The sequence below is a fragment of the Blautia sp. AM29-29 genome, assembly GCF_003480555.1.
In the GTDB taxonomy this organism is placed as follows: Bacteria; Bacillota; Clostridia; order Lachnospirales; family Lachnospiraceae; genus Fusicatenibacter; species Fusicatenibacter saccharivorans.
Genome location: NZ_QUJD01000002.1, coordinates 18,212 through 44,463 on the forward strand (window position 1 = coordinate 18,212; position 26,252 = coordinate 44,463).

General features: G+C 49.0%; 26 protein-coding genes and 1 riboswitch. Of the genes, 11 read left to right on the forward strand and 15 right to left on the reverse strand.

From position 1 onward, the window contains the following. Window positions 1-7: 7 nt before the first annotated feature. Window positions 8-1,111 (reverse strand): DUF6076 domain-containing protein, encoded by a 1,104-nt coding sequence (locus tag DW769_RS01775; RefSeq protein WP_117522886.1) that lies wholly within the window; start codon window positions 1,109-1,111, stop codon window positions 8-10. Window positions 1,112-1,331: 220 nt separating this feature from the next. Here DW769_RS01775 and DW769_RS01780 point away from each other — a divergent pair, with 220 nt between their 5' ends. The 6 genes from DW769_RS01780 to DW769_RS01815 all read left to right on the forward strand — a co-directional run bounded on the left by DW769_RS01780 (window position 1,332) and on the right by DW769_RS01815 (window position 7,579). Continuing rightward, window positions 1,332-1,943 carry a CHC2 zinc finger domain-containing protein gene (locus tag DW769_RS01780; protein WP_118749890.1) on the forward strand — a complete coding sequence of 204 codons (612 nt, stop codon included), beginning with the start codon at window positions 1,332-1,334 and terminating at the stop codon, window positions 1,941-1,943. Next, window positions 1,927-3,300 carry a DNA primase family protein gene (locus tag DW769_RS01785; RefSeq protein ID WP_243105407.1) on the forward strand — a complete coding sequence of 458 codons (1,374 nt, stop codon included), beginning with the start codon at window positions 1,927-1,929 and terminating at the stop codon, window positions 3,298-3,300. The genes DW769_RS01780 and DW769_RS01785 overlap by 17 nt, the downstream gene beginning before the upstream one ends. A 399-nt stretch (window positions 3,301-3,699) precedes the next feature. Further along, window positions 3,700-3,915 carry a phosphoribosylglycinamide formyltransferase gene (locus tag DW769_RS01795; RefSeq protein ID WP_109258817.1) on the forward strand — a complete coding sequence of 72 codons (216 nt, stop codon included), beginning with the start codon at window positions 3,700-3,702 and terminating at the stop codon, window positions 3,913-3,915. A gap of 326 nt (window positions 3,916-4,241) precedes the next feature. Beyond that, window positions 4,242-5,531, forward strand: coding sequence for a plasmid recombination protein (locus DW769_RS01805; protein ID WP_117788320.1), 1,290 nt, complete (start codon window positions 4,242-4,244; stop codon window positions 5,529-5,531). A gap of 18 nt (window positions 5,532-5,549) precedes the next feature. Next, on the forward strand, window positions 5,550-5,852 hold the full coding sequence (locus DW769_RS01810; protein ID WP_085531218.1) for a hypothetical protein: 303 nt from the start codon (window positions 5,550-5,552) through the stop codon (window positions 5,850-5,852). Between the two features lie 80 nt (window positions 5,853-5,932). After that, window positions 5,933-7,579 carry a recombinase family protein gene (locus DW769_RS01815; RefSeq protein ID WP_330407241.1) on the forward strand — a complete coding sequence of 549 codons (1,647 nt, stop codon included), beginning with the start codon at window positions 5,933-5,935 and terminating at the stop codon, window positions 7,577-7,579. A 103-nt stretch (window positions 7,580-7,682) separates the two neighbouring features. Here the strand turns inward: DW769_RS01815 and rpsI are convergent, their stop codons facing one another. The 12 genes from rpsI to DW769_RS01875 form a co-directional block, all read right to left on the reverse strand. Then, on the reverse strand, window positions 7,683-8,075 hold the full coding sequence (gene rpsI / locus DW769_RS01820; RefSeq protein WP_055219853.1) for a 30S ribosomal protein S9: 393 nt from the start codon (window positions 8,073-8,075) through the stop codon (window positions 7,683-7,685). A 17-nt stretch (window positions 8,076-8,092) separates the two neighbouring features. Then, window positions 8,093-8,521, reverse strand: a complete 429-nt coding sequence (gene rplM, locus DW769_RS01825) for a 50S ribosomal protein L13 (protein WP_055219851.1) — start codon at window positions 8,519-8,521, stop codon at window positions 8,093-8,095. 214 nt (window positions 8,522-8,735) lie between these two features. Then, window positions 8,736-9,488 carry a tRNA pseudouridine(38-40) synthase TruA gene (gene truA, locus DW769_RS01830; RefSeq protein ID WP_118749892.1) on the reverse strand — a complete coding sequence of 251 codons (753 nt, stop codon included), beginning with the start codon at window positions 9,486-9,488 and terminating at the stop codon, window positions 8,736-8,738. Between the two features lie 24 nt (window positions 9,489-9,512). Continuing rightward, window positions 9,513-10,313 carry an energy-coupling factor transporter transmembrane component T family protein gene (locus DW769_RS01835; protein ID WP_055265741.1) on the reverse strand — a complete coding sequence of 267 codons (801 nt, stop codon included), beginning with the start codon at window positions 10,311-10,313 and terminating at the stop codon, window positions 9,513-9,515. Beyond that, window positions 10,307-11,191 (reverse strand): energy-coupling factor transporter ATPase, encoded by an 885-nt coding sequence (locus DW769_RS01840; protein WP_117801969.1) that lies wholly within the window; start codon window positions 11,189-11,191, stop codon window positions 10,307-10,309. The genes DW769_RS01835 and DW769_RS01840 overlap by 7 nt, the downstream gene beginning before the upstream one ends. Next, entirely contained in the window at window positions 11,182-12,027 is an 846-nt protein-coding gene (locus tag DW769_RS01845) for an energy-coupling factor transporter ATPase (protein ID WP_055219895.1), read from the reverse strand. The genes DW769_RS01840 and DW769_RS01845 overlap by 10 nt, the downstream gene beginning before the upstream one ends. 4 nt (window positions 12,028-12,031) lie before the next feature. Continuing rightward, a complete protein-coding gene (yihA, locus tag DW769_RS01850) occupies window positions 12,032-12,637 on the reverse strand; it encodes a ribosome biogenesis GTP-binding protein YihA/YsxC (RefSeq protein ID WP_055219842.1) in 606 nt (201 codons plus the stop codon). A 34-nt stretch (window positions 12,638-12,671) separates the two neighbouring features. Beyond that, a complete protein-coding gene (lon, locus tag DW769_RS01855; protein ID WP_055265745.1) occupies window positions 12,672-14,999 on the reverse strand; it encodes an endopeptidase La in 2,328 nt (775 codons plus the stop codon). A 21-nt stretch (window positions 15,000-15,020) separates the two neighbouring features. After that, a complete protein-coding gene (gene clpX / locus DW769_RS01860; protein ID WP_117509624.1) occupies window positions 15,021-16,316 on the reverse strand; it encodes an ATP-dependent Clp protease ATP-binding subunit ClpX in 1,296 nt (431 codons plus the stop codon). 108 nt (window positions 16,317-16,424) lie between these two features. Next, entirely contained in the window at window positions 16,425-17,006 is a 582-nt protein-coding gene (clpP, locus tag DW769_RS01865; RefSeq protein WP_022461349.1) for an ATP-dependent Clp endopeptidase proteolytic subunit ClpP, read from the reverse strand. A 24-nt stretch (window positions 17,007-17,030) separates the two neighbouring features. Next, on the reverse strand, window positions 17,031-18,317 hold the full coding sequence (tig, locus tag DW769_RS01870) for a trigger factor (protein WP_022461348.1): 1,287 nt from the start codon (window positions 18,315-18,317) through the stop codon (window positions 17,031-17,033). Between the two features lie 144 nt (window positions 18,318-18,461). Then, on the reverse strand, window positions 18,462-19,013 hold the full coding sequence (locus DW769_RS01875) for a DJ-1 family glyoxalase III (protein ID WP_055219893.1): 552 nt from the start codon (window positions 19,011-19,013) through the stop codon (window positions 18,462-18,464). A gap of 235 nt (window positions 19,014-19,248) precedes the next feature. Here DW769_RS01875 and DW769_RS01880 point away from each other — a divergent pair, with 235 nt between their 5' ends. Further along, a complete protein-coding gene (locus DW769_RS01880) occupies window positions 19,249-19,704 on the forward strand; it encodes a CYTH domain-containing protein (protein ID WP_022461346.1) in 456 nt (151 codons plus the stop codon). Between the two features lie 180 nt (window positions 19,705-19,884). Here the strand turns inward: DW769_RS01880 and proC are convergent, their stop codons facing one another. Both proC and DW769_RS01890 read right to left on the reverse strand, forming a co-directional pair. Further along, the gene (gene proC, locus DW769_RS01885) at window positions 19,885-20,682 is read right to left on the reverse strand and encodes a pyrroline-5-carboxylate reductase (RefSeq protein ID WP_118749893.1); all 798 of its coding nucleotides are present in this window, start codon (window positions 20,680-20,682) and stop codon (window positions 19,885-19,887) included. 211 nt (window positions 20,683-20,893) lie between these two features. Beyond that, window positions 20,894-21,901 carry an ABC transporter substrate-binding protein gene (locus DW769_RS01890; RefSeq protein WP_117509626.1) on the reverse strand — a complete coding sequence of 336 codons (1,008 nt, stop codon included), beginning with the start codon at window positions 21,899-21,901 and terminating at the stop codon, window positions 20,894-20,896. 322 nt (window positions 21,902-22,223) lie between these two features. On the opposite strand from DW769_RS01890, the gene DW769_RS01895 reads away from it, so the two are divergent. From DW769_RS01895 to thiE, 4 genes are all read left to right on the forward strand, one after another. Continuing rightward, the gene (locus tag DW769_RS01895) at window positions 22,224-23,180 is read left to right on the forward strand and encodes a ketopantoate reductase family protein (RefSeq protein WP_117509627.1); all 957 of its coding nucleotides are present in this window, start codon (window positions 22,224-22,226) and stop codon (window positions 23,178-23,180) included. Window positions 23,181-23,201: 21 nt separating this feature from the next. Continuing rightward, the gene (locus DW769_RS01900; protein ID WP_055219831.1) at window positions 23,202-24,179 is read left to right on the forward strand and encodes a Gfo/Idh/MocA family protein; all 978 of its coding nucleotides are present in this window, start codon (window positions 23,202-23,204) and stop codon (window positions 24,177-24,179) included. Between the two features lie 377 nt (window positions 24,180-24,556). Beyond that, a riboswitch (TPP riboswitch) is annotated at window positions 24,557-24,668 on the forward strand. Window positions 24,669-24,794: 126 nt separating this feature from the next. Further along, window positions 24,795-25,616: a hydroxyethylthiazole kinase gene (gene thiM / locus DW769_RS01905; protein ID WP_022461341.1), complete on the forward strand. Its 822-nt coding sequence runs from the start codon at window positions 24,795-24,797 to the stop codon at window positions 25,614-25,616. Further along, a complete protein-coding gene (thiE, locus tag DW769_RS01910; RefSeq protein ID WP_055226936.1) occupies window positions 25,603-26,247 on the forward strand; it encodes a thiamine phosphate synthase in 645 nt (214 codons plus the stop codon). The genes thiM and thiE overlap by 14 nt, the downstream gene beginning before the upstream one ends. Window positions 26,248-26,252: the final 5 nt, after the last annotated feature.

Sequence of the window (26,252 nt, forward strand, 5' to 3'; positions counted from 1 at the left end):
CTCCTTGTCATTTTTTGTTGTAAGCTTCCTTTTTCAAGGCAGCCTGTCCCATTTCCTTTTCATAATCGCCCTTGGCATAAGCAACATTGCTCAAGGCCCGGAGCATTTTATCTTTCGCCAGTTTCTTCATAACCTCTGCAAGATCAGCGTCCAGAGTACCACGCTTCACATAGCGGTTTATGGTGTTCAGCCGCTTCTCATAAATCTGTTTCAGCGGATGATCGTCCGCAAGCTCCCGCTGTTCTCTGCCTTTCAGATTGCCGATCTGCCGGCAAGTGCGGTGCAGCTTATCTCCCGGTGCATAACCGCCGCAGTATTTGGTGTGCCTTGCGTTGGTGGTCAGAAACCATTTGCCGCAGATCCGGCATTTTTTCGGTGCATGACCAACACACAAGCCCTCAAAGAGATCAGAACGGAACATTCCCACAAAGGATACATAGTGCATCCGTTTGACGAGCTTCGCCACATCCTCGCCGGGACGGACAGTTGTCACATACTGAATAGAGTTGTTCGCAACAGACATCCAGGCATTGCCCTCCGTGATAGAAAACTCCGGCGGGAAATAGCTGCCGAACATTTTTGCAAAGCCCTCTGCGGTACGGTCTGCTTCGTTGCTGTCTGATTTTTCCGCAAAATCAAGCACTGCGGTTTGGTATTCCCTAAGAGAATATGCCAAATGTCCGAATACAGCGGTATAACGTTGGAGCATCGCCGCATCAGCATATTTCGGAACTTCTTCAAACGGTAAAGAATTGGTTGCAGCTTTTGTAGCAAACTCCACATATTTTTGTGCGCTGTCCGCAGTAAAAACCTTTTCTATCCGTTCCCGGTGCTTTGGTATATCCATATAGGAGAACGGCGGCGTTTTGCTGAGAATCTCTAACATTGTCAATGCAGCTTCCCTTGCCATAGGAAAGAGTGCAGAAGCGTCCTGTCCGGCGTTCAGCATTCCAAGCAGTAGATTAATTTTCTGGCATTGTTCATTCATTTTGGCAAGAGTATCCGCCGAAACATTCAGCGCATCACAGGCAAGAGTGCCGATAGGAAGTGCTTTGTCCTCATATATGATTGTATCCTGCCAAAAATCCAATGTCATCAATTCTTGATTCATGCTTGCTCTCCTGTCCTGTTTTTTCATTTCTTTCATTATATCATGCAAATGTGAAGAAATCTACATCCTCCGAAAAGCTGTCCTGTTTTTTGAAATGGGGTTGTCCACCGATTAGCCTGTTTTTTGAAAAATCCGGCATAACAATAGTAGACGGAGCGAAGCACCTGCCAATCACGGCGAGTGTTTCGTGCTTTCTGAATACTATGAACGGAGGTTTTCTATGACAATCTATGAAACCATCAAGGTGGCAATCAGCGTAAAGCAAGCCGCCGAACACTACGGGCTGAAAGTCAACCGAAACGGCATGGCTTGCTGCCCGTTCCACAATGACAGGCATCCGAGCATGAAGCTGAATGAGGATTATTTCTTCTGCTTTGGTTGCGGAGTCAAGGGGGATGTGATCGACTTCGTGGCAAGGTCGTTCGATCTGAGCAGCTATGAAGCAGCACAAAAGCTGGCTTCGGATTTTGGGCTTGACCCGAAACCGCCCACTTCCGCAGCTATGCTCAAGCCCAAACGTCCCTATATCCGTCAGTTTCGGGAGGACGAAATGCTGTGCTTCCGGGTGCTGATGGATTATCTGCATCTGCTGGAAGATTGGAAAGTGCGATATGCACCGAAAACACCGGATGATGATCTGGATGACCGTTTTGTGGAAGCCTGCCAGATGATTGATTATATCGAATATCTGGCAGATATTTTGACAGTCGGTGATTTAGAAGAACGGGTTGCCGTGGTGGACGAGCTAATGAAGGAGAGCAAGATTGCTTTCCTTCAGAACTATGTGGCACGGAAACGAAAGGAGGGGTTGTCCCATGGGGAAGAAAGGTAAAATGCCGGATATGAATCTGCCGATCTGGTTTGACGGGCAGAACATCAATGAAGCTCTGTTCTGTGAAGAATTTCTGCGTGAGCGCAGAATCATCTTCGCAAACGGAGCTTTTTTTACGCCCGATGGTCGGGTAACAGACGATCTCCCTCTCCGGGGTGAGATTTACGACAAGCTGAAATTCTGTGCCGTGAACAACATCCCCCGGAAGATCACCAATATTCTGGAGGTGCTGAAACTGGAAGCACAAGTGCCTGACTTTCCTCCGGAGCAGGATCGGATTCATGTTGCCAACGGTACGCTGCTGCAGAACGGAACATTCACTGAGGGCAGACCTGCTATCGTGCGGAGCCGTCTGCCTGTTGCCTACAATCCCGATGCTCCTGCTCCTGTGGTCTGGCTGAACTTTCTGGATGACCTGCTTCATACAGAGGACATTCCCACTTTGCAGGAGTTTATCGGCTACTGCCTGATTCCCTCCAACAAAGGACAGCGCATGATGGTGATTAAGGGCAACGGCGGCGAGGGTAAATCCCAAATCGGTGCGGTGCTTTCGGCAATCTTTGGCATGAATATGAAAGACGGCAGCATCGGAAAGATTTCCGAAAACCGCTTTGCCCGTGCCGATCTGGAACATATCCTCTTGTGCGTGGATGATGATATGCGGATGGAAGCTCTGCGCCAGACCAACTATGTGAAATCCATCGTGACAGCACAGGGCAAGATGGATTTGGAACGCAAGGGCAAGCAGAGTTATCAGGGCTGGATGTTCGCCCGGCTGCTTGCGTTCAGCAACGGCGATTTGCAAGCTCTTTATGATCGCAGTGACGGATTTTATCGCAGACAGCTTGTGCTGACCACCAAGGAAAAGCCTGTGGATAGAGCTGATGATCCTGACCTTGCGGAGAAGATGAAAGCCGAAGCCGAGGGCATCTTCCTGTGGGCATTGGAGGGATTGCAGCGGCTTGTTGCCAACAACTTCAAATTCACAGAGAGTAACCGTATCCGGGAAAACCGGGAAGCGGTCAAGCGTGACAATAATAATATCTTTGATTTCATGGAATCGGAGGGATACATCCGGTGCAAAGCGGATGCGTCCATCAGCTCCAAGGATTTCTATGAAATCTACCGGATGTGGTGCGAAGAAAATTCCCTTGCACCGCTGAAAACCCGCAGCTTCAGCGACGCCATGATTGCCAATGCCGGGAGATTCAATCTGGAACATTGCAACAACATCACCAACTCTGCCGGACGGCGGGTGTGGGGATTTATGGGTGTGGAAGCTGTGGCAAGACCTCATATAAATGGGTTTTACGATGTTTCGTCATGTACGTACGTACCGGAGGAATGGCGGGATTGATTTTGCCAGTCATGCTCTGTACGTATGTACGCAGCATTTACCCCTGTTTTCTCCCATTATAGGAAACAACGGCTTTCAGAGACAACCTGTTTTCGGGTATTGAAAATCAATGGCAATGGAAACAGCAAAGTTTTTGACCGTAGGACGAAGCTATTTCACGAAATCGTGCTTCTCTGAACCGTGTACCCTGTTCACGGAACAATAGATGTTTTCATTTTTCCAGACCAAATCACACGAAACAGTAAAGCGGGATATGGTCATATATGGACAGGACATCACAAGCAAAATTCTGAACGGATTTCAGAGATTGCAGATTTTTCACTGTTCGGTGTATCTGCTCCATTTTGGGGTGCAGAGATTGTACCGAACCACAAACAGAATTATGGAGGATTTTTCAATATGAATGTACGCAATGAAATCAAGGCACAGATCATCCGTGCTGGGATGACCATGCAGGAAGTTGTTGACCTGCTCTCGGACGAGTACGGATGGAGCGACAGCGTTTCCAACCTGTCCGCAAAATTACAGCGGGAAAGCATCCGATACAAGGAAGTATTGGAGCTTGCCGATGTGCTGGGATGCGACATTGTATGGCAGCAAAGACGGGAGAAGTGATGCCCCCGGCAACAGCCCCTCGCATCTCCCGTCCCCATAGGCACACCGCAGTGCTGCCTATGGATGGCAGTGAAAGACGCTGCCAACGTCTGCAAGAAACGTTACGCAGAACAGCTTCATGCAGACGGGCTGACCATGGGAAAAGTTGCAGACATTTTGCCTTGGTCAGCAGAGGTCACCGCAGTGACCGCACACCCCCTCGGGAGAGCCCACGGCACTTTGCAGCCAGAATGGATGAAAGTGTTATAGTGGGTTATTACACTTCCGCAGAAGTGCATCCCCGCAGCCCCGCCCGTCTGCTACTCTCGAAAGAAAGGAAAAAACCTATGGCAAGAAACGATGGAATTGACCGTACCTTTGCCCGTAACCAGGACTTGCCCACCCTCGACGATGTGGCGAAAGTTCAGGAGCATAACGAGCGAGAAAAAGACAGCTACTCCAATCAAGATATTGATACCACCCAGACCCACCGCAATGTCCACTTCAAGAAACCTACCGACAGCTATGCCGCCATGTTCGATCAGATGATTGCAGATGGTGTTATCTCCACCCGTGGTCTGAAAGCCGATGCGGTGAAATATGGGGAGCTGCTGTTTGATGTAAACTCTGCCTACTTCCACAACCACGGCGGCTATGAATATGCCAAACAGTTCTATGCCGATGCCTACAAAGCCGCCGTGGAGATTGTGGGCGGCGAGCAGTATATCCTCTCCGCTGTGATGCACGCCGATGAGCGCAACCGGGCAATGTCCGAAGCCCTGGGCGAGGATGTGTATCACTACCACCTCCATGTGGTTTATATCCCGGTGGTGGAAAAGCAAATCCTGTGGTCGAAGCGGTGCAAGGATGAATTCCTCCGGGGAACGGTAAAAGAAACGATCACACAGGTCAGCCGCAGTAAGAAATGGGAATCCAAACCCGTTCTCAATGAAGATGGCAATCCGATGTTGAACGCAAAAGGGAAAAAGATTTTGAAGTCGTCCTACAGTGTGCTGCAGGATGACTTTTTTAATTTCATGCGAGCCGCCGGATATACCGATGTGGAGCGTGGAGAGCGTGGCAGTACCGAGGAACATCTGACGGTGACACAGTTCAAGGTACAGGCCGAACAGCACCGCCTGGAAACTGTGACCGGACAGGTGGAACAGGCCGAGCAGAGTTTGGCGGATGCCAAGGCTGCTACGGAGAAGCAGAAAAAGAAACTGGAAGCTCTGCAAAAGGAAACCAAGGCAGCAAAGACCATTGCGCTGACGGTGCAGGATATTGAGGAAATGGGCAAGAAAAATGCCCTCACCGGAAATGTCTCGCTCACGCCGGATCAGTGCGATACACTCAAACGCTATGCGGTCAACGGCATTATTGCCAATGCTGACAATAAGCGTTTGAAAGAGAAACTGGCTTCTGCTGAAAAAACAATTTCCATCTGGAAACAGCGGTATGAAGCAGTAAACGAAAAATATATGGAACTGAAACAGAAAGCCCAGCCTTTCTTGGATGCGATAGAGATTGCGTCTGAAAGGGTTTGGGCTTTTGTTCATGCCATTCTCGCCAGAGGAAAGGAAACACAGGAACATAAGCACCCTGCCCGTAAGCGTAGGCAGGATATGGAAATTTAAGAAAGGAACTATTTGCCTATGAATAAAACCGTAGAGGAAATTAACAAGATGATTATGGAAGATGCCCCGATGGAAGAAATCAATGATGCCATCGGCTATATTGATATTTACTCCTGCTTCGACCCGATTTTTGAGCCGCCCATTGATTTTTTGGAAGAATGCCGCAAGCATTGGGAAACAGCGCAGTCTTCTTTCCGCAAAACCATTGAGCGTAAGATCGGGAACACATGGTATGTGATTGAAACAGAATGTGACGGGAATGAGCCGCTTGCCGACAAGGTAAAACGGCTCATTTTTTCTGACAAGGGGGTGATTTGTTAATGACTGCGACACAAAAGCATGATATAATTCCAGTATGCACAACGGTACTGTCGGCTGACCAACAACCGAAGGAGGATATTATGTTGGATCAGCAGAAAATTACCATTCTCTACTGTCGTTTGAGCAATGAGGATGCCCAAGATGGAGAGAGTAACAGTATCGCAAATCAGCGAGAGTATTTAACCCGATATGCCCGTGACCACGGGTATACAAACCTGAAAATTCTGGTGGATGACGGTTATACGGGGACGAACTTCAATCGTCCCGGTGTGCAGGAGGGCTTTGAGCTTGTCAAGCAGGGGCTTGTAGGCTGCTGGCTGGTCAAAGACCTCAGCCGATTTGGTCGTGACTATCTGACTGTTGGACAATATACGGATATTATCTTTCCGAGCTACGATGTCCGCTTTATCGCCGTAAATGACGGTGTGGACAGCAACCGGGGAGACAGCGAGGGCTTCGCCGCAATCCGTAATCTGTTCAACGAGTGGTATCCCCGTGATACCAGCAAGAAAGTCCGTGTCAGTTTGCGGCAGAGAGGAACCAGTGGGAAGCACATGGGCAAACCGCCCTACGGATACCGCTGTGACCCGGAGGACAAGGATCACTGGATTCTGGATGAAGAAGCGGCTCCGGTAGTCAAGCTCATCTTCGACCTTTGCATTGACGGCAAAGGCCCGGAGCAGATTGCAAGGATTCTGGAAGAAAAGCAGATTCTGACCGCAAAAGCTCTGTATGCCAAGCGAAAGAAAAAGCCGATGCCGGAAAGACCGTACCACTGGAGCAACCAGTCCATTGTAGGGATTTTGGAACGGCAGGAGTACACAGGCTGTACCTGCAACTTCAAGACTTATTCCAAGTCCTACAAGCTGAAAAAGCGGATTCCCAATGAGCCGGAGAATATGTTTTATCTGCCGGACACACAGGAAGCGATTGTATCTCAGGCACAGTTTGACAGGGTGCAGGAACTGAGGAAAAACAAACGCCGCCCCGCAAAAGCGGAACGGCAGGGATTGTTCTCAGGGCTTCTGTTTTGTGCCGATTGCGGCGGCAAGCTCCACTTTGCCACAAGCAAAAGCTTTGAGGGCAAGCAGGATCACTACGTCTGCAACAACTACAAGAGCAACCGTGGTACTTGTACTGCCCACTATATCCGGGAAGATGTGCTTCGTGAAATCGTTCTGGAACGCATCCGGGCAGTCAATGAGTATATCCGAAGCGATGTGGACGGTTTTCAGGAGGAATGGCTGCAATGCCGCAGGACTGACCAGGAGCGCAGCATCCGGGATGACAAAAAGAAGCTGGAACAGGCAAAGAAACGCCTTGCCGATCTGGATGTCATCATCTCCCGGCTGTACGAGGACTATGTTCTTGGAAATCTCAATCAGGACAGATACAGAAAGATGTCTGCGGACTATGAAGCCGAACAGGAACGGTTAAAGCTCGAAATTGAAGTTATCGAAGAATGGGTGGAACAGCGGGAAGAAATGAATGACGGTCTGGATGCCTTTATCGCCCTGACACAGAAATATGTGGATGTGGAGGAACTGACACAGACCATCGTGAACGAGTATATCAAGAAGATCGTTGTCTATGCCCCGGACAAGTCCAGCGGCAAGCGCAAGCAGAAAGTGAAGATTTTTTTCAACTTTGTGGACGATGTGGATATTCCCGTTATTTCCGAGCCTATTGTCACACAAACAACCTATGAACGCAGAAAAACGGCGTGACCTTCGGGTCACACCGTTCTCTGCGACAAAATAGTTACTTGTCACTATTAAGCCTTGATTTTCCGGGGTTTTTGAACCATTTTGATATAGTCTGAGCAGTCGATTATCGCTTGCTGAACTGCGGAGCGCGACGTGCTGCTTTGAGACCGTATTTCTTACGCTCTTTCATTCTAGGATCACGAGTCAGGAATCCTGCTTTTTTCAGAACTGGTCTGTAGTCGTTGTCTACAGTCAGAAGGGCGCGTGCAACACCGTGACGGATTGCTCCTGCCTGTCCTGTGTATCCGCCGCCGTGAACGTTTACGATCACGTCAAATTTATCAGCGGTCTCTGTAGCTGCCAGAGGCTGACGAACGATAACTTTCAGGGTCTCCAGACCAAAATACTCATCGATGTCTCTTTTATTGATGGTAACTTTACCAGTTCCCGGTACAAGATATACTCTTGCGATAGATTTTTTTCTTCTTCCGGTTCCGTAATATTTTGCGCTAGCCAATGTTCTTTACCTCCCTATTAAAATGTTAATACTTCTGGTTTCTGAGCTGCATGAGCGTGCTCTGCACCAGCGTATACGTGAAGTTTTGTGAACATCTGTCTTCCAAGAGGTCCTTTTGGAAGCATGCCTTTCACTGCAAGTTCAACAACCTTCTCCGGTTTCTTAGCCATCATCTCACGAAGAGTAGCTTCTTTCATTCCGCCTACATAATCGGAGTGGCTGTAATAGATCTTCTGATCCAGTTTTTTACCGGTTACTGCTACTTTATCAGCGTTGATTACGATTACGTAATCACCAGTATCTACGTGCGGAGTGTACTCCGGTTTGTTTTTTCCACGTAATACTTTTGCTACTTCAGATGCCAGACGTCCTAATGTACATCCTTCTGCATCAACAACATACCATTTTCTTTCAATCTTATCTGGATTTGCCATAAAGGTGTTCATGGATATAACCTCCTGTGAAAAATTCAATTTACTGTTTCATGTATATAGGAAACCGCCTTACCGGGGCTTATGGCATCGGCGTTTTCAAACTACGTCACACATTTAGTAATTATATTATACGGATTTTGGAATGTCAACTGTTTTTTACCCATATTTTGCATTTTTTCGCAAACTGCGAGTCCCGTTTTGCGGAAAATACAGACCACTTATGTCTTTACTCGAAATTCCATTCCGGATACTGGATCCGCACCAGTGTCAGGCCCTCCGGTCTGGCCGTTGCTCCCGCCATTTTTCGATCCTTCGCCGCAAGGATTTCTTTTACTTTCTCCGGCGGATAATCGCCCTTTCCAACCTCAAGCAGTGTTCCGGTGATAATCCGCACCATATTGTAGAGAAAACCGTTTCCGGTGATCCGGAAGCGGATCAGATCGTCTTCTTTTTCCAAACTCGTTTCATAGATGGTACGGACCGTGTCGGTCACCTCCGGTTTTGCTGTTGCAAAGCTTTTAAAATCATGCATGCCAACCAGATACGATGCTGCCTGCCGCATCGCATCCACATCCAGCGGGCCGTACCAGAAATAGGAATTCAGTCTCCGCGTCGGATCTGCAAAGGTGCGGTTCAAAATCCGATATTCATACGTTTTAACTGTTGCGGTAAAACGCGGGTGAAAGTCCGGCGGCACTTCGGATGATCCCTGAATACGGATATCTGCCGGAAGCCGTGTGTTGAGTGCAAATGCGATACGGTCCGCCGGCATTCTCGCATCCGTATCAAATACCGCAACATTGCCGAGAGCATGTACCCCGGCGTCGGTGCGGCTTGCGCCGATGCAGGCCGTTTTCTTCGCAAAAAGATCGGAAAGAGCCTGATTTAATACTTCCTGTACTGTAATGCCGTTTGGCTGCACCTGCCATCCACAGTAATTTGTGCCGTCATACGCTACAATCAGCTTAATTCTGCGCATTCTTCTCCTCCGTTTTCGTCAAAGTCAGAGTCCGCACACGCGAAGGCCGATACTGCACACAAGGTATGCCATAAGAACGCCATACGCTGCATAATCGCGCGTCTGATACCGAAGCGGTTTCATCTGTGTTCTTCCCTCTCCTCCATGGTAGCAGCGTGCTTCCATCGCCAGCGCCAGATCATTTGCACGGCGGAAGGCTGAAATAAACAGCGGCACCAGAAGCGGCACCATGTTCTTTACTCTCTGGATAATATTTCCGCTCTCAAAATCCGCGCCGCGCGCCATCTGCGCTTTCATAATCTTGTCTGTCTCTTCCAGGAGAATCGGGATAAAACGGAGCGCGATTGACATCATCATGGAAATCTCATGCACCGGCACATGGATTTTTTTCAATGGTCCGAGCAGGCTTTCGAGTGCATCCGTCAGCTGGTTCGGTGTTGTCGTCAGCGTCATCAGCGAAGAGCCGATCATCAGGAAAATCAGACGCACCGACATACGGCATGCCATAGCCACACCCTCACGGGTGATCGTAATTTTCCAGATACGGACGAGCACCTCACCCGGCGTAAATAAGATGTTAAACACCATCGTAATCGCAAGCAGCACAAAAATTGATTTCAGACCCTTCGTGATAAATTTGAACGGTACCTTCGACAATTTAATCATCACCGCAAGGAATACGGTTCCAAGCAGGTAGCCCCAGTTGTGGAACAAAAAGAGGGAAACGACATAAACGATCGTTCCTACAAATTTCACACGCGGGTCAAGCCGGTGCAGAATAGAATCTGCCGGGTAATACTGTCCCAGAGTAATATCTCTTAACATACTTCTGCTCCTTTTTTCCCGTTTTTCTTCTGACTTTCCAGTGCCGCAAGAATCGTATCGCGTGCCTCCTCAACCGTCGTCGCCGTTACATCCACGTCCATGCCGTGTTCCTTTAGCGCATGCATAATATACGTCATCTGCGGCGCCGCAAGACCGATTTTCTCGAGCTCTTTATAGTGAGCGAAGACTTTCTTCGGTGTATCGTCAAACGCCACATGACCGTGGTTCATGACAATAATCCGCTCTACATATTTTGCAATATCCTCCATGCTGTGCGATACGAGCACGACCGAAATGCCGCGCGTCTTATGCAGCAATGCAAGCTGATCGAGGATTTCATCGCGTCCCTTCGGATCAAGGCCTGCAGTCGGCTCGTCAAGCACCAGAAAATCCGGGTTCATGGCAAGCACACCGGCAATCGCAACACGACGTTTCTGACCTCCGGAGAGTTCAAACGGCGATTTTTCATACATTTCCTTTGGAAATCCGACATGATCCAGTGCCTCTTCCGCCCGTTTTCTGCATTCCTCCGGTGAAAGTCCCTGGTTTTTCGGTCCGAAGCAGACATCTGTGATCACATCCGTCTCAAAAAGCTGATGCTCCGGGTACTGGAAAACCAGTCCCACATGGCTTCGAAGCTCTCTTAGCGGATATCCTTCTTTCCAGATATCCTCTCCGTTATACAGCACCCGTCCGGCAGTCGGTCGGATCAGACCGTTCAAATGCTGCACAAGCGTCGATTTTCCGCTTCCCGTATGGCCGATAATCCCAACAAACTGGCCATTCGGAATTTCAAGATTGATATGCTCCAGGGCGTGCATTTCATATGCCGTTCCCGGGCTGTATGTGTACGTTACATCTTCAAGTTTCAATGACATAATGCATTCACCAGTTCTTCAATGGTCAAAATTCCCTCCGGGAGATCTACACCATTTTTTCTCAATTCATAAGCCAACAGTGTCACTTGGGGTACATCAAGACGGAGTTCTTTTAATTTCTCAACTTCGGAAAAAATCTCCCTTGGCGTCCCCTGCATTACCAGCTTACCGTTGTCCATAACGAACACACGGTCCGCAAAAACAACCTCTTCCATGTAATGCGTAATCAGAATAACCGTAACGCCCTTTTCTTCATTCAGCTTACGCACAGCGCGAAGAACCTCTTTTCGTCCGTTCGGATCCAGCATCGCGGTTGGTTCATCAAGAACAATACATTCCGGCTGCATGGCCATCACTCCTGCAATTGCAACCCTCTGTTTCTGACCTCCCGAGAGCTTATTCGGAGAGTGGGCCCGGTATGAAATCATCCCGGTCGCCGTAAGGCTCTCCTCCACCCGTTTCCAGATTTCATCGGTCGGGACACCCAGATTTTCCGGTCCAAAGCCGACATCCTCTTCCACCACATTTCCGATGATCTGGTTATCCGGGTTCTGGAATACCATACCGGCTTTCTGGCGGATCTTCCAGACATCCTCCTCATCTGTCGTCTTCATATCGTCCACCCACATGGTGCCTTCTGTAGGCACCAGCAGAGCGTTGATATGTTTCGCAAGCGTTGATTTTCCGCTTCCGTTATGCCCGAGCACCGCGATAAACTGTCCCTTCTGGATTTCCAGACTGACGTCCTCGATCGCTTTTGTTACTTCCGGCTCCTGTCCTTCCTCCTCATAACGGAGGTATTCATACCCAAGGCCTGCCGCACGTATCATACCCATGACATTATTCCCCGCTTTCTTCTGCATCCGAGCGGATTTCATCAATCAGATTCCAGATCTCCTCGCGTCCCTGTTTTGTCTCTGCAGAAAACGGAATCACAATCGTATCTTTCTCAACCTCCAGCGTCTCGCGGATCAGCTTGATCTGCTTCTGAAGCTGGCTGCGCTTGATCTTGTCCAGCTTCGTCGCAATGATGATCGGCTGATAGCCGTTTCGAAGAATCCAGTTGTACATGATGCGATCGTTGTTGGACGGTGCATGACGGATATCAATCAGAAGAAATACTGCGTGCAGCATTTTTGACTGATGCAGATAATCCTCGATCAGCTTGCCCCATTTTGCTTTAACCTCCTCGGAGGCTCTCGCAAAACCGTATCCCGGCAAATCCACCAGATACATTTCCTCATTGATGTGGTAGTAGTTGATCGTCTGTGTTTTTCCCGGCTGCGCACTGGTACGCGCCAGTGATTTCCGATTCATCAGGGCATTGATGAGAGAAGATTTTCCAACATTGGATTTTCCCGCAAATGCCACTTCCACCTGACCGGTATCCGGCAGTTTACTGGTGATTCCGCAGACATGCTGCAGCTCTACCTGTTTAATTACCATACTTTTCTTCTCCTGTTTTTTGCATCTTCTGGCCTTACTTCTTTTCCACAAGTGCCAGTTTTAATACCTGTTCCATGCTGCCGACAAATTCGATCTGCAGTCCGTCTGTGATCTCCGCATCCAGTTCTCTTACATCCGGCTCATTTTTCTCCGGAACGAGAACCATATGGATACCGGCTTTCTTTGCCGCCAGCAGCTTCTCTTTTAAGCCGCCGATCGGAAGCACACGGCCGCGGAGCGTAATCTCTCCGGTCATCGCAACGTCTGCTTTTACCGGAACCTTTGTGATCGCGGAAACCATCGCCGTCGCCATCGTAATACCGGCAGACGGGCCATCTTTTGGAACGGCTCCCTCCGGAATATGAATGTGGATGTCGTGTTTCTCGAAAAATTCTTTCGGAATCTTATACTGCTCTGCCACGGAACGAATAAAGCTGATGCCCGCCTGCGCAGACTCCTTCATCACATCGCCGAGCTGGCCGGTCAGCAGAAACTCTCCTTTTCCCGGCATCACATTGACCTCGATCTGCAGCGTATCGCCGCCGACTGCCGTCCAGGCAAGACCGCGCACAATACCAATCTCCGGTTTTTCGTTGGCCGGCTGGAACTCATACCTCTCTTTTCCGAGGAACTCTTCCAGGTTTTCTTTCGTCACAACAACCTCTTTTACCTGTTCCTCGAGAATCTTTCTCGCACTCTTTCTGCAGATTCTGCCGATCTGGCGCTCCAGGGAGCGGACACCGGCCTCTCTGGTGTAGCCGCTGATCACTTCCATCAGCGCCTCATCCTCGATCACAAGCTGTGCTTCTTTCAGACCGTTCGCCTTCTTCTGCTTCGGAACGAGATGTTCTTTTGCGATATGGAACTTCTCGTTTTCCGTATAGCTTGAAATTTCAATCACTTCCATACGGTCCAGCAACGGACGCGGAATGTTCTGAATATCATTTGCGGTTGCAATAAAGAGCACCTCCGAAAGGTCGATCGGAAGCTCTACGTAATGATCGGCAAATTTATTATTCTGCTCGGAATCGAGGACCTCAAGAAGTGCGGAAGAGGTATCTCCCTTGTAATCTGCACTTACTTTGTCGATCTCGTCGAGCAGCATCAACGGATTTTTCACCTTCGCCTGATGGAGTCCCGCCGCAATGCGTCCCGGCATCGCGCCGATGTAGGTTCTTCTGTGGCCGCGGATCTCCGCCTCATCCCGCACACCGCCGAGACAGATGCGGACGTATTTTTTATTCAGGGCTCGCGCCACGCTTCTCGCAATCGAGGTCTTACCGGTTCCCGGAGGGCCTGCCAGGCAGAGAATCGGGCTCTCGCCTTTCTTCGTCAGGGTGCGTACGGCCAGGAATTCGAGGATTCTCTCTTTTACTTTCGAAAGACCGTAGTGATCTTCCTCCAGAATCTCGCGTGCTCTTGCCAGATCTTGATTGTCACGGGATGCCTTATCCCACGGAAGCCCCAGCAGTGTCTCGATATAGCCGCGAATCACGCCTGCCTCGGACGGATTGTTGGCCGAATTTTCCAGACGGTGAATCTCCTCGGAAATCCGCTCTTTTACCTCTTTGGAGGCTTTGAGCTTCTCAAGCTGCTTCTTATAATTTTCAATCTCGGTCCGGGAATTGTCCTCGCCGAGTTCCTCGCGGATGACTTTAAGCTGCTCGCGCAGAATATAATCACGCTGGTTCTTATCGATCCGCTCTTTGATTTTTCCCTGAATCTCCGAACGGATCTCCTGAATCTGAATCTCGTTGGCGATCATGACGCAGAGCGTATCATACCGCTCGGAAAGCTCCACAGCCTCCAGCAGTTTCTGGCGGTTTACGTAGTCGAGGGGCAGATTCATGCAGATCTGGTCCACCAGCTTTCCGACTTCTTCGGTTCCGAGGATCTGGCCTGCCAGTTCCTTGCTGACTTTCTGCGTCTGCTCGCAGTAGACGGCAAACAGCTCTTTTAAGTTGCGCAGCATTGCCTCCTGCTCGATATCGGAAAACTGCATTTCGTCCGAGCCGGTAAACAGCGCCACCTCGGCGCGGAGATACTCGCTCTCCTCTTCCTCGAAGTTCAGCAGTTCTGCGCGTCTTTCTGCTTCTACGAGAATCCGAAGAACATCCTTTGGCATTCTCACAACCTGTTTGATGACCGCAATTGTTCCAATTTTATACACATCAAGCAGACCCGGTACTTCCGTATCCGGGTCTTTCTGTGTAATCAGGAAAATTTTCTGGTCTCCCAGCATCGCCTCCTCGACCGCACGAACCGATTTAGGTCTGCTGATATCAAAATGTACAATCATATCCGGCAAAATCGTTGTTCCACGCAGCGCAATCGCCGGTAATACTTTTGTCACTTCTTCCATTTAAGTTTCCTCCTGCGTTTTTCAGGCGGTTTCCGGTCTTCCGGATCTTCTTCCCATATTCCGCCGTGGAACAGGGGCCGGTTCGCCGTGAATAATCTCCGGCTCCGCCTTCTTTTCTACAGCGTCCTTGGTGATGACGCATTCTTTTGTCGTATTGTCCGACGGGATCTCATACATCAGATCCATCATCGTATCTTCCATGATTGCGCGGAGACCTCTGGCGCCTGTTTTCCGCTCCAGGGATTTCTTTGCAATCGCTTCGAGTGCATCTTCTTTAAAGTCAAGCTGTACGCCGTCCAGCTCAAACAGCTTCTTGTACTGTTTGACCAGAGAATTCTTCGGCTCAACCAGAATCTTCATCAGGGCCGTCTCATCCAGAGAATTTAACGTAACGACAATCGGCACACGTCCGACAAACTCCGGAATCAGGCCGAACTTGGTCAGATCCTGCGGCATGACCTGACGGAGCAGATCTCCGACATTCTCATCTTTTGCATGGCCGATCGGATTGTTGAATCCGATGGATTTCGTATCCTGTCTCGTCTCGATGATCTTCTCGAGTCCTTCGAATGCACCGCCGCAGATAAAGAGGATATTCGTCGTATCAATCTGAATAAACTCCTGATGCGGATGCTTTCTTCCGCCCTGCGGCGGAACGGAAGCTACAGTTCCCTCCAGGATTTTCAGCAGTGCCTGCTGTACACCCTCGCCGGAAACATCTCGTGTGATCGAAGCGTTTTCGGATTTTCTTGTGATTTTATCGATCTCATCGATGTAGATGATGCCGTGCTCAGCGCGCTCGATATCATAGTCTGCTGCCTGAATGAGGCGGAGCAGAATGTTTTCTACGTCCTCGCCGACATAACCTGCCTCGGTGAGTGCCGTTGCGTCTGCAATTGCAAACGGAACGTTGATCAGTTTGGCCAGTGTCTGTGCCAGATACGTTTTTCCGGAACCGGTCGGTCCGAGCATCAGAATGTTGCTCTTCTGCAGTTCGATGTCGGAGGATGCACCGGAAAGCACTCGTTTGTAATGATTGTAAACAGCAACGGAGAGCACTTTTTTCGCCTCATCCTGTCCGATTACGTAGTCATCCAGAAATGCTTTGATTTCCTTTGGTTTGATCAGGTTGATCTCGTCGGTATCCTGCTCGCCGTACAGATCCTCAAATTCCTCCTGAATGATCTCCGAGCAGATTGCCACGCAGTCATCACAGATGTATGCCCCGTCCGGGCCTGCGATCAGCTTGCGTACCTGGTCTTCTGTCTTTCCGCAGAAAGAGCAGCGGATCTTGGTATCATTCCCTTTTATAGCCATCGTTTTCTTCCTTTCAACATATTACAACTAAACCTTATCGCCGGATAAGGCAAAAGGTGCCACAAAAGCCTCATTGCCGGAACTACGCTTTTGGACACCTTTCCTCTCTTATCGGTTCGTAATTACATTATCAATCAGACCGTATGCTTTTGCTTCCTCTGCGGACATATAGTTGTCACGCTCGGTATCGATCTCAATCTGTTCCAGCGGTTTTCCTGTATTTGCCGCCAGAATTTCATTTAATTTCCGTTTGGTTTTCAGAATCTGTTCTGCAACGATTTTGATCTCGGTTGCCTGACCCTGTGCACCGCCGGATGGCTGATGAATCATGATTTCAGAGTTTGGCAGAGCCATTCTCTTTCCTTTGGTACCGCCGGCAAGAAGGAATGCTCCCATGCTGGCAGCCATACCGATACAGATCGTGGATACATCACATTTGATGTACTGCATCGTATCATAGATAGCAAGTCCTGCGCTTACAGAACCTCCCGGGCTGTTGATATACATGTGGATATCTTTTCCCGGATCTTCAGACTCCAGGAACAGAAGCTGTGCAACGATCAGGTTTGCCGATACGTCAGTGACTTCCTCTCCCAGAAAAATAATACGGTCGTTCAGCAGTCTTGAATAAATATCGTAACTTCTCTCTCCCCTGCTTGTCTGCTCGATGACATAAGGTACAAAACTCATTCAATTGCCTCTCTTTCCGAGGTCTTACGCCTCTTTTGCGCTGTCGGCCATGAGAGTTACTGCTTCCTGAACAGCGAGATCTTTCTTCATCTGCTCTTTCTCATATTCGCCAACGAGCTCTTTGAATTTATCCAGCTCCATTTTGTACATTTCAGCCATTTTAGCCAGCTCTTCGTCCAGCTTCTCATCGCTGATCTGGATGTTCTCTGCTTCTGCAACTTTCTCAAGTACCAGTCTGCTCTCGATTCTCTTAACAGCCTGCGGTTTCATCTGCTCTTTTAAGGAATCAACGGTAGCGCCTGTAAACTGCATGTACTGCTCCATGGACAGACCCTGGGACTGGATTCTTCTTGCGAAATCGTCAACCATGTTCTCTACCTGCGTATCGATCATAGCTTCCGGAATCTCCATTGTTGCGTTCTCTACTGCTTTATCTACGACAGCGTTCTCTTTTTCTGTCTTAGCCTGCTCTTCTTTTTTCTTGGTCAGGTTGTCTTTGATTTCTTTTTTGTACTCATCCAGAGTATCGAACTCGGAAACGTCTTTTGCGAAGTCGTCATCAAGTGCCGGAAGCTCTTTTGCTTCGATTTTGTGGATGGTGCATTTGAATACTGCTGCTTTTCCAGCAAGCTCTTCTGCCTGATAATCCTCTGGGAAAGTAACGTTTACTTCCTTCTCCTCTTCCAGAGCTGCGCCAACGAGCTGCTCTTCGAATCCCGGAATGAAGGAATGGGAGCCAAGGGTCAGCGGATAATCTTTTCCAGCGCCGCCGTCGAACGGAACGCCGTCTACAGAACCTTCGAAGTCAAGTGTAACGGTATCTCCGTCTGCTGCCGGACGATCCTCTACATTGATGGTTCTTGCATTTTTCTCCTGCTCTTTTTTCAGCTCAGCTTCTACTTCTTCATCTGTAACGGTTGTGTCAGCTTTTGCTACTTCCAGACCTTTGTACTCGCCAAGGGTAACTTCCGGTTTTACTGCTACAGTTGCGGTAAAGATGAAAGCTTTGCCTTTTTCGATCTGCTCTACGTTGATCTCCGGACGGGATACGATGTCCAGTTTGCTCTCTTCTGCTGCTTTGGAATACTCTTCCGGAACAAGGCTGTTTACAGCATCCTCATAGAATACTGCCGGGCCATACATTTTTTCTACCATAGCTCTCGGAACTTTTCCTTTACGGAAGCCCGGAACGCTGATGTTCTTTTTCTGTTTCTGGTAAGCTTTCTCCAGTGCTTTCTCTAATTCTTCAGCCGGAACCTCAATGGTAAGTTTGGCCATATTCTTTTCTAAATTTTCGACCTGTACACTCATTTTATCAATTTCCTCCTTGATTTATCTGAAAAGCGGCAGAAAACCTGCACACCTCTCCATTCTACAGTCATTTATCGAGTATAGCATACTCTTTTCAAAAACGCCAGTGATTTTTTTATATTTCTGTGGTTTTTAGGCTTTTTTTTAGCAATGAAATACGATTTTTTCCGCCATTTCTTTTGCTTTGTCCTCTCCCTGCAGAACACGGATCAGCTCCAGTGCGAAGTCAGTGGCTGCTCCCATGCCGCGGCCGGTGGTCACATTTTTGTCGGTGACTGCCGGTACATCGAGTACGTTTGCGCCTGCCAGCTTTTCTTCAAATCCCGGGAAGCAGACAGCGTTTTTATCTTTTAAGATGCCCATCACACCAAGGATGCTCGGCGCTGCGCAGATGGCTGCCAGTTTCTTTCCCTGATCGTCATAGGAACGGATCAGCGCTGCGAGCGTCTCGTTTCCGGCCAGATTTAATGTACCCGGCATTCCGCCCGGAAGTACCAGCATGTCTCCGTCATCAAACTCTCCCTCTTCGATGGTTTCATCTGCAAGAATGGTGATTTTGTGGGATCCTGTTACTTCTTTTCTTCCCATAATAGAAACGGTGCATACGTCTTCTCCGGCTCTGCGCAGCAGATCCACCGGGGTCAGTGCCTCAATCTCTTCACATCCGTCTGCCAGAAATACATAAATCTTTGCCATGGTTTTGTCCTCCTGTGTTGTATGATCAGTCTCGTGTGTTTTGTCACGTGATATTCTCTGCTTTTCTTTGTAACAAACCGCCGCTATTATACCACATTTTTCCGCAGAATGCTTGCATTTCATAAAAATTTCAGGACTTTTTTCGCAAAAAGCCGGATTTCGCTTAACATCACGGGAAAAGCATGGTAAACTCTTGAAAAAAGCAGTGATGCAATCACGAGAAGGAGTCTCTTTTATGGAAATCGAACGCAAATACCTTCTGGATCAGCTTCCGGAAAATCTTACAAGCTATCCATGTAAAAAAATCGAGCAGGGCTATCTTTCCACCGAACCGGTTGTCCGCATCCGCCGCTCTGACGACGAATATTATCTGACCTACAAGTCAAAAGGGCTGATGGTGCGTGAAGAGTATAATCTTCCGCTCACAAAGGAATCCTACCTGCATCTGCGGGAAAAGGCAGACGGCGTTCTCATCTCAAAAACACGCTATCTGCTGCCGCTTACCGGAACGGATCTGACGATCGAGCTCGATGTCTTTGATGCGCCGTATGAAGGCCTTTACCTCGCAGAGGTGGAGTTTCCGGACGAAGCATCCGCAAACGCCTTTGTTCCTCCGGTATGGTTTGGAAAGGATGTAACCTATTCTTCCGATTATCACAACAGTACGCTCAGTAAAGGAAAAAAACTATAAATTACCAGAAAAAATCCCGGTGCCTTTTCCACGGCTGCCGGGATTTTTCCGCTCGTTTGTTTTTTTACTCTTTTTTGTGCTTGCTTTTTGCTTGTTTTGGTTTGTTTTTTTGTGCATACATTCTTTATTTTGCTGCTTTCACATTAGCGTCATTCTGTCAAAGCGGCGGTGCTGCTCCTTCTAATCCACTCCCTTTGATTTCCGGATGCAGGCTCGTGTTGCATCAATAACAGCACTTCTCAGTTTCTCCCGCTCCAGTACGGCAACCGCTTCGATGGTGGTTCCGCCTGGCGAGCAGACCATGTCTTTTAATTCTCCCGGGTGCATTCCTGTCTCGAGAAGCATTTTGGCGCTTCCAAGGACAGACTGTGCAGCAAATTCATATGCCTGTTTTCTCGGCATTCCTTCAGCTACGGCCGCATCTGCAAGAGCCTCCAGGAAAAGAAATACGTACGCCGGCGAGCTTCCGCTGACACCTGTGACGGTATCCATCAGATACTCCGGAACAACTTCTGCGCGGCCAAAGCTTTTCAGGAGGGTTAAAACGAGCTGCAGCTCTTCCTCCGTCACGAGATCATTGGCACAGACGCCGGTCATTCCTTCTCCGACGAGTGCTGGTGTGTTTGGCATGGTGCGAATTAACTTTGTTGGTTTTCCGATTTCTGTACCCAGCCATTGTAAAGACTTACCGGGAAGAATCGATACGATAATCTTCTCGGGTGAGATGAAGTTTTTGACGAGGTTTATTATATTTTTTATTTGGTTTGGCTTTACTGCCAGGAATACAAGATCGGATCCGGCTACGACCGCTTCGTTCTCCATAGTCGCCTGGACTCCAAACTGGTTGGTCAAGCGTTCCACACTTTTCTCCGTGCGGACCGATACCAGAATGTCATCTGCAGATACAACTCCTTTTTGGATCATTCCGCCAATCATGGCACTCGCCATGTTGCCGCCGCCTATAAAACCTACTTTCATGTCTGTTCGCCTCCGTATACCTGTGTTGTAAAAAACATATGCGACACCCATAGTATGCAACAAAATTTACTTTTTTGCAATACTTTTTCTCTATTTTTCTGCTTTTCTTTTACAATTTTCTTTATTTTTTTCGAATAAAATGTCGCTGTTTATCGACGAATGTCGAAAAGTGTCTTTTTCTGTCTTTTTTCGCTTTTCTATTCCGCCGGAATCAGCCTTTGGCGGCGGCCTCTTCGGCGTATTTTGTTGTCACGAGTGTCTTGTACGATGCCTTTTTCTCCAGCTCTCCCGCCTGCTCCAGAATCTCCTGCAGAAGATCAAAACTTTCTTCCTCAAAGATCAGATTTTCTTTCCACGTATCCTGCTCATAGTAGCGGCGCACGATCGCGGTGATGGTTTCCAGCTCGGTTTCTGCAAACTGCGGCGCAATCACTTCTGCAATCTCCTCCGGTGTGTGCGTCTGCACGAAGTCCATTCCCTTCTGCAGCGCCTTCGTGAATTTTTCTACGGTTGCGCCGTGCGTTTTCAGATAACTCTGTTTGACACTGTACGACGTATATGGCACATACCCGGATTCCGTTCCGACCGATGCCACGACATAGCCGTCGCCCTTCTGCTCGAGCAGTGTCGCGGACGGTTCAAATTCAATCGTATAATCCCCCTGCCCGCCGGAGAACGCGGCAGCTGTGGAACCAAAATCGATGCTCTGGTTGATGTTTACGTCTTTTTTATCAATCCCTTTCTGCGCCAGAACATACTCAAAGACCATTTCCGGCATACCGCCTTTTCTTCCCCCTAATACCTCTTTGTTTTTCAATTTCTCCCAGGTAAACGAATTGTCTTTCTCTCTTCCCACAACAAAGTTTCCCGCCCGCTGCGTCAGCTGCGCGAAGTTCACAACCGGGTCTGCGGTTCCCTCGAGGTACGCGTAGACGGTTGCCTCCGCCCCCATAAACCCGATATCCGCCTCGCCGGAAATCATCGCCGTCAGCACTTTATCTGCACCAAATCCTGTCATCAGCGTCAGATCAATGCCCTCATCCGCGAAATACCCCTCCTCAATTGCCACATACTGCGGGGCGTAAAAAATGGAGTGGGCAACCTCATTTAATGTCACCTGCTCCACTTTTTCTTTTGTCTCATCTTTTGCCCCGCATCCCGCCAGCGTCACTGCCGCCATTGCCAGTACAAGCGCACCTGTCAGCCATTTTCCTTTCATCAACAGATTCTCCTGTTTTTTCATTCTAACCTTAGAATATGATTTCCCGGTAAAAATGCGTGCAAAAAACGAAGGAGAAATGTTCGAATTTCGTTTCTCCTTCGTTTCTTATTTCTTCTCTTGTTTTTCTTTTGCCTTCTGTTCTTCTTTCGTCCGGATTTTGTCTTCGTACATTTTCTTTTCATTCTACAATCTACCTTATCGCTCCATCAACACATTTAGGCTTCCTTTTCCGAAATTTTCTATTTTGAAAAACAAATTGAGGATCTCCGCAAAATTTGTTATAGTAAGGGTAATTCAAACAGTTACAAAGGAGGCTATTATGAAAATAAAATCAGTTGCTGTTCTGGGCGCCGGAGCGGTTGGGTCTTATGTGATCTGGGGGCTTTCGGAGAAAAAGGACATCCGGCTTGGCGTTATCGCGTCCGGGGAACGGGCGAAGCGTCTGAAAAACAAAGGATGCAAAATTAACGATACGGTTTATCACCCGGAGGTATGGACACCGGAAGAGGCACACGGCGTGGATTTTCTGATCGTCTCGCTCAAATACGGCGCACTGCCGGGGGCTCTTGACAATATTACTGCCGTTACCGGCGAGAATACTGTGATCATGAGTCTGATGAACGGCGTGGACAGTGAGGAGATCATCGCGCAAAAAGTCGGTGCGGAGCATCTGCTTCATGCTGTTATCAAAGTAGCTTCTCATAAAGAGAATGACGGCTACGTTTTCAACCCTGAGGCGACGCTCGGCATCATTTTCGGCGAAGTTTCGGCTCCGTACGACAGTGAGCGTGTGCAGGCTGTTCTGGATCTGTTCTCCGGCACAGGGCTGCATTACCGGGCAACCGATTGTATTTTAGAGGAAATATGGAGCAAATTCCGGCTGAATGTCTGCAATAACCTGCCGCAGGCTATTCTCGGTGCCGGGGTCGGCTGCTACCGCGACAGTGTGCATATGAAGGCGATCAGCGACGGACTCCGCGCAGAACTGATAGCGATTGCGGAGGCAAAGGGAATTGATATCAGCAAGGCGGATGTCTCCTCGGGACGCGGAAGTGCGGTTCCGCCGACGGCGCGCTACTCGACGCTCCAGGATCTCGATGCGGGACGCCATACGGAAATTGATATGTTCTCGGGTGCGCTGATCCGCATGGGAAAAGAGCTTGGAATTCCAACGCCTTACAATGAATTTACGTACCATATGATCAAAGCACTGGAAGAGAAAAACGACGGACGGTTTGACTACAGCGGAAGCGAAGAACCGCTCTGGGCGAAATAGATACGATAGGAGAATCTCACGATGAAAGAAATCAAATGGGCTGTACTCGGATGCGGTGTGATTGCAAATGAAATGGCGGTCGCACTGCAGAAAAACGGAAAGAATATTTACGCGGTCGGCAACCGGACCCATGAGAAGGCGGCTGCTTTTGCGGAGAAATATGGAATTGGAAAAGTTTACGATGATTTCCATGAGATGTTTACCGATCCGGAGGTCGATGTCATTTATATCACGACGCCGCACAACACGCATCTTGGCTTTATGAAAGAGGCGATTGCCAATGGAAAACACATTCTCGTTGAGAAATCGATTACGCTGAACAGCGACGAGCTCGACGAGGCCATAGCGCTTGCAAAAGAAAAAGGTGTCATCATCGGAGAGGCAATGACGATTTACCATATGCCGATCTACAAAGAGCTGAAAAAAATTCTCGACTCCGGCCGTCTCGGCAGAGTCAATCTGATCACGATGAACTTCGGCAGTTTCAAAGAGTACAACATGAAGAACCGCTTCTTCAACCGGAATCTCGCAGGCGGCGCGATGCTTGATATCGGCGTATACGCACTCTCCTTCCTCCGCTGGTTCTTCGACTCCAAGCCGGATCAGCTCCTTTCCCAGGTAAAGCCCGCTCCGACCGGTGTGGACGAGCAGGCCGGCCTCCTTCTCACCAATCAGGAAGGACAGATGGCAAGTGTGATGCTCTCTCTCCACTCCAAACAGCCGAAACGCGGCATGGTTTCCTGTGAGAACGGATTTATCGAGATCATGGAGTACCCGCGTGCCTGGGAAGCAAAAATCACAGACGCTTCCACCGGCGAATCCGAAATCATCAAAGCCGGTGACAACGCCGATGCACTCGCCTATGAGCTCGCCGACATGGAACGCGCCATCAATGGAGATGCATCTGCCATGCACCTCGACTACACGAAGGACGTCATGGATCTGATGACCTCCTTCCGCAGAACCTGGGGCTATACGTACCCGGAGGAAGAAAAATAAGATTCGCACATCAAAAGCCCCTGCCCGGCACACATCAGATGCCGGGCAGGGGCACTTCTTTTCACCTGCAATACTCTGCAATTTTCTTTTTCAGTAATTCCGCATCAATCGGCTTTGCGATATGCACGTCCACGAGGATCAGGTCGAAGGTGTATTCCGGGCTGTCCTGGTAGAGTTCAAGCTTCTTTGTTCTTCCATCGTTTCACCCGTCTTCCACGCATATTTTATACTTCATTTTACGCTGATATTATTTTCTCTTTCAACCCAAATAACATTACATTTCCAATATTTTGCATGTCTTTTTTATTTTTCTGAAATTTTTTTAAATTTTCCGTTTTTCTCTTGCACAATTGTTTTTATGCGTATATAATTGTCTGCAGAAAGCAAAGGGGAGCTCGCGTGCGAAGCGGGCTGAGAGTAGGATGCATCTCCTAGACCCTGAACCTGATTTGGGTAATGCCAACGTAGGGAGATACGATATGCACATTTTCTGCAGATATACCTCCACGTATATCTGCTTTTTTAATCTCTATGAACACATCATCAACAGGTTCTTCCAGTACCACAAGGGAATTTGCTTCTGCAAAAATACTCACACAGGAGGAACAAAAAATTATGTTAGGCACTTGTCTTGACAATGTCAGAAAAACAACCCCTCTCGTACACAACATCACAAATTACGTTACGGTAAACGATGTCGCCAATATTCTGCTGGCATGCGGCGCAAGCCCGATCATGTCCGATGAACCGGAGGATGTCGAGGATATCACCTCCATCTGCGGCGGTCTGAACATCAACATTGGAACGCTGCACAGAACGAGCATCGACGGCATGTACCGTGCCGGTGCAAAAGCAGCTTCGCTCGGCCACAAAATCCTGCTCGATCCAGTCGGCGCAGGCGCAAGCCACTTACGTACTTCGACCGCAGTCGGACTGATGGAAAAAATCCCGTTCACCGTCATCCGCGGAAATATTTCCGAAATCAAAACACTGGCACTTGGAAGCGGAACGACAAAGGGTGTTGACGCAGACGTTGCCGATAAAGTAACAGACGAAAACCTCGACAGCGCCGTTGCTTTTGCAAAAAACTTTGCGAAAGACCACAACTGTGTTGTCGCCATCACAGGAGCGATCGACCTCGTTGCCGATGCTGACACCTGCTACGTGATCCGCAACGGACGCGCCGAGATGGGAAGCATCACCGGAACAGGCTGCCAGCTCTCCGGCATGATGACCGCTTACCTCGTTGCCAACCCGGACGAGCCGTTAAAAGCCGCTGCTGCCGCTGTCTGCGCGATGGGACTTGCCGGCGAGATCGGCTGGAGCCATATGAAACCGGAAGACGGCAACTCCACCTACCGGAACCGCATCATCGACGCCATCTACCACATGGACGGCGAGACGCTGGAGAAAGGTGCAAAGTATGAAGTGCGATAAAAAAGGCCTGCTTTTATATGCTGTGACAGACCGCAGCTGGCTGAACGGCGAGACACTGTACAGCCAGGTGGAAAAGGCTCTGCAGGGCGGCGCAACGTTTATCCAGCTCCGCGAAAAAAATCTTGACCAGGATCACTTTATGGAAGAGGCACTGGAACTGAAAAAACTCTGTGCCGCATACCATGTTCCTTTCGTCATCAACGATAACGTGGAAATCGCAGCTAAGATGGATGCGGACGGCGTTCATGTCGGCCAGAGCGATATGGAGGCCGGCGATGTCCGTGCAAAGCTTGGCCCGGACAAGATCATCGGCGTTTCGGCACAGACCGTGGAACAGGCCATTCTCGCCGAGCAGCGCGGGGCAGATTACCTCGGCGTCGGCGCGGTCTTCCACACCGGTTCCAAGGCGGATGCGGAGGATGTCAGCCACGAAACGCTGACTGCTATCTGCAATGCCGTTAAAATCCCTGTCATCGCCATCGGCGGCATCACACGCGATAACGTGACGGAGCTTTCCGGCAGCGGCATCTGCGGCATCGCCGTCATCAGTGCCATTTTTGCACAGAAAGACATTGTTTCCGCAACGAAGGATCTGAAAGAACAGACTCTGCGCATGCTGGAAAACAAATAATTTTA